Annotated in this window: 3 protein-coding genes and 1 tRNA gene; 3 read left to right on the top strand and 1 reads right to left on the bottom strand. The window is 29.3% G+C overall.

Annotated elements, in window-relative coordinates; translation table 11 throughout:
* Positions 1 to 451: 451 nt before the first annotated feature.
* Entirely contained in the window at positions 452 to 1,840 is a 1,389-nt protein-coding gene (locus tag AZI32_RS16775) for a pyruvate carboxylase subunit B (RefSeq protein ID WP_061997078.1), read from the bottom strand.
* A 209-nt stretch (positions 1,841 to 2,049) separates the two neighbouring features.
* Between AZI32_RS16775 and AZI32_RS16770 the strand changes: the two genes are divergently transcribed.
* From AZI32_RS16770 to lgt, 3 genes are all read left to right on the top strand, one after another.
* Positions 2,050 to 2,126, top strand: a tRNA-Arg gene (locus AZI32_RS16770).
* Between the two features lie 108 nt (positions 2,127 to 2,234).
* Positions 2,235 to 2,681, top strand: a complete 447-nt coding sequence (locus tag AZI32_RS16765) for a nucleoside deaminase (protein WP_061997076.1) — start codon at positions 2,235 to 2,237, stop codon at positions 2,679 to 2,681.
* Between the two features lie 149 nt (positions 2,682 to 2,830).
* A complete protein-coding gene (gene lgt, locus AZI32_RS16760; RefSeq protein WP_061997074.1) occupies positions 2,831 to 3,610 on the top strand; it encodes a prolipoprotein diacylglyceryl transferase in 780 nt (259 codons plus the stop codon).
* Positions 3,611 to 3,690: the final 80 nt, after the last annotated feature.

Below are 3,690 nucleotides of genomic sequence, written 5' to 3'. Positions count from 1 at the left end.
CGATGTGAGTCTCTACAAAATAGATTCTCAAATGAATTAACTGGTTTTACCTATATTTATCTGTTTAATTTTCAAAGACCAATTCGTCATCATCTGACGACTTTTACTATTCTACTAGATTTAAACTTTTTTGTCAATACTTTTTTAAAATTTATTTTCAAATTTTGAAAGTATTTTTTAAAGTTTTAATCCTTATCGCTTGGGCTGTTTACTTGCTTGCCTCAGCGACAAGATTTATTATATGCTAAATACTTCATGGTTTTTCTTGAAATTTAATCAAACAAAGAGGTTATCCTTATATTTCTTTTATATTCTTTTTTTTTCTTCAAATTACTACTATTGACACACGTGGAATAGTTATATTGACTATTATTAAAAAAACACCTTTAAATAGCCATTTATCACTATTTTAAGGTGTTTCTTTATCATTTTATTTACTATAGTTTTATTACTATATTACTTCACTATTAGTTTCTTTTCTTAGAATTTCTTCTGATGGCTTTTGAGCTCTCTTTTCAAAAAACTCTTCAGCTATTTGCGGAAATGCAAGATATGATAATACATCTTCATTAGAAGATACTTTTCCTTTTAATAGTTCTTTTGTTTTTTCAAAGGCTGGTTCTAAAGTAGATGCATATCTTCCTTTTATAGTTTCATCATCTCCTAAAGCTTTCTTCATAACTTCTGGATTTATTTTTCCTGGAGCTTTTCCATACTCTCCTTTACAATATGCTTTTACTTCTTTTAAAACCATTTTATATCTTTCTCCAGTTAGTACATTAACAGTAGCTTGAGTTCCAACCATTTGACTCATAGGTGTAACAAGCGGTGGATATCCTAAGTCTTCTCTTACTCTAGGTACTTCTTGTAAAACTGCATCTAATTTTCCAATAGAGTTTTGTGCTTTAAGTTGAGCTATCATATTAGATAACATACCTCCAGGTATTTGGTTTCTTAACCCTTCCGGTTGTGGTGTTAACACCTTTGGATCTAATAAACCTGAATCTAAAACTTCCTGTCTTATAGGTTTGAAAAAGTTATTTATGCTAGTTAACTTATCAATACTTAGATTTGTATCAAATCCAGCTGAAGTTAATGCTTGATGCATTGTTTCAGTAGGTGGTTGAGATGTACCACTAGAAAATGCTGATATTGCTGTATCTATTCCATCAACACCTGCCTGTGCTGCTCTATAGTAAGACATTTCACCCATGCCATTTGTACAATGTGAATGTAAAAATACTGGTATTTTTACTTCTTCTTTTATACCTTTTACTAAGTCATATGCTATATCTGGCATTATAAGCCCTGCCATATCTTTTATACATATTGAATTAGCCCCCATATTTTCTAACCTTTTTGCTAAATTAGCATAGTTTTTAACATCGTGTATAGGGCTAACTGTATATACTATTGTACCTTGTGCATGAGCCCCTTGTTTTATAGTCTCATCCATAGCCACTTCTATATTATCGTAATCGTTTAAAGCATCAAAAATTCTTATAATATCCATTCCATGATATACTGACATTTTAACAAATTCTCTTACTACATCATCTGGATAATGTTTATACCCTAATATATTTTGTCCTCTTAATAACATTTGAAGTGGTGTTTTTTTTACTATGCTTTTTATTTTTTTTAATCTTTCCCATGGATCTTCATTTAAATATCTTAAGCATGAGTCAAATGTTGCGCCTCCCCAACACTCTAATGAATAATATCCTGCATTATCTAATTCCTTAAGAATTGGAGCAAATTTTTCATATGGTAGTCTAGTCGCTATTAATGACTGATTAGCGTCTCTTAACACTGTTTCTGTTATATGAATCTTTTTCATTTATTAATCACCTCTATGTTTCAATGTCATACATTTTGTATTTTAGCACAAACCTATATAAAAATCTGCAATAAATCATTTATTTTTCTGAAAAATCCATTTTTCTTGAAAAATTAATAAATTAAATACTAAAATTCCAGTTTATTAATAGTTATTGACATTACACAGGAAAAATATTTATAATATATATATACTCTTTTAATTAATATGCGCCCGTAGCTCAGTTGGATAGAGCAACCCCCTCCTAAGGGGTAGGCCGGAGGTTCGACTCCTCTCGCGCGCACCACAGCCTAACAGACTATACTGTTAGGCCTTTTATTTTATTTAAATGCAATTTTAAAATCATTTTTGCGTCAATTAATATAAAAATATTACTAACTAGTAGGTGTTAAATATGAATCAAAATTCAGTTTTTATGGAAATTGCTATACAAGAGGCAAGAAAAGCTCTGATTTTTAATGAAGTTCCAGTTGGAGCTGTTATTGTAAAAGATAACAAAATAATCGCTACAGCCCATAATCTAAAAGAATTTAATAATGATCCAACTTGCCATGCTGAAATTTTGGCTATAAAAAAAGCATGCAAAGCTCTTAATAATTGGCGCCTTAATGATTGTAGTATGTATGTGACATTAGAGCCATGTCCTATGTGTGCAGGCGCTATAATTCAAAGTAGAATAAAAAATTTATATATTGGTACCTTTGACGACAGAAGCGGTGCCTGTGGTTCTGTATTGAATATAGTGCAAAATGATTCTCTTAATCATTGGGTAAATGTTCAGTGGTTATATAATAAAGATTGTAGTTTACTCCTAGAGAACTTTTTTAAACACAAACGTTAATTAAACATGAAAACAAAATATTAAATATTTCAAGAATATATAGAAAACAAAATATTAATATAATATAATTTTGTAATACATTTTATTATTATTTATTTTATTATATATTTGTATAATACTGTTATATGATACATTTTGGAGGTGTTAATATGGATAAAGTTGCGTTTTCTTTATTTGGAATAGATATTGCGTGGTATGGTATATGTATTTCAATAAGTGTTATAATCGCAATTCTTTTAGCTCAATACACATGTAAGTTAAGGGATATAGATTACGATGATTTACTTACAATTTTTATTATAACTTTTCCGTTTTCTATAATTGGAGCTAGAGCTTATTATGTAATATTTGAATTTGATCAATATAAGGATAATCTAATTAATATATTTAATATTAGGCAAGGCGGAATCGCAATCCATGGTGGTATAATTGCGGCTATAATAGTTTCTTATATTTTAGCTAAAAAGAAAAATATAAATTTTTTAGGTGGTATGGATGTTGCTGCCCCTTGTATAATTCTTGCCCAAGCAATTGGTAGATGGGGAAACTTTTTTAATCAAGAAGCTCATGGTGGCCCAGTTTCTCAATCATTTATCAGTAAATTTCCTACTTTTATACAAAATGGAATGTTAATTAATGGAACATATTATCATCCTACTTTTTTATATGAAAGTATTTGGGATATCATAGTTTGCATAATACTTATATATATTTTAAATAAGGTATATAAAAATGGTATAGTTTTCTTTACCTATATAGGACTATATTCCTTAGGAAGATTTTTTATTGAAGGATTAAGAACTGATAGTTTGATGTTAGGACCTATAAGAGTTGCTCAACTAATAAGCTTACTAGGAGTTTTAATTTGGATTATAGGAGTTATTTACTGTAACAAATCTAACAATAAACGTAAAAATAAATATTCATAAAGATTAATCGAGTAGGAGGAAAATAATTATTTTATTTTCCGTCCTCTCACACCACCGTGCGTACCGTTCGGTACACGGCG

This window comes from Clostridium sp. ATCC 25772 (assembly GCF_001573875.1).
GTDB lineage: Bacteria > Bacillota > Clostridia > Clostridiales > Clostridiaceae > Clostridium_J > Clostridium_J senegalense.
The sequence above is the reverse complement of the archived record's forward strand: the minus strand, read 5'-3'. Positions and strand labels throughout refer to the sequence as shown.

Bases quoted from the DNA above. Each gene is read 5' to 3' on its own strand.
- AZI32_RS16765 (WP_061997076.1), top strand. From the start codon at position 2,235: ATGAATCAAAATTCAGTTTTTATGGAAATTGCTATACAAGAGGCAAGA.
- AZI32_RS16775 (WP_061997078.1), bottom strand. From the start codon at position 1,840: ATGAAAAAGATTCATATAACAGAAACAGTGTTAAGAGACGCTAATCAG.
- lgt (WP_061997074.1), top strand. From the start codon at position 2,831: ATGGATAAAGTTGCGTTTTCTTTATTTGGAATAGATATTGCGTGGTAT.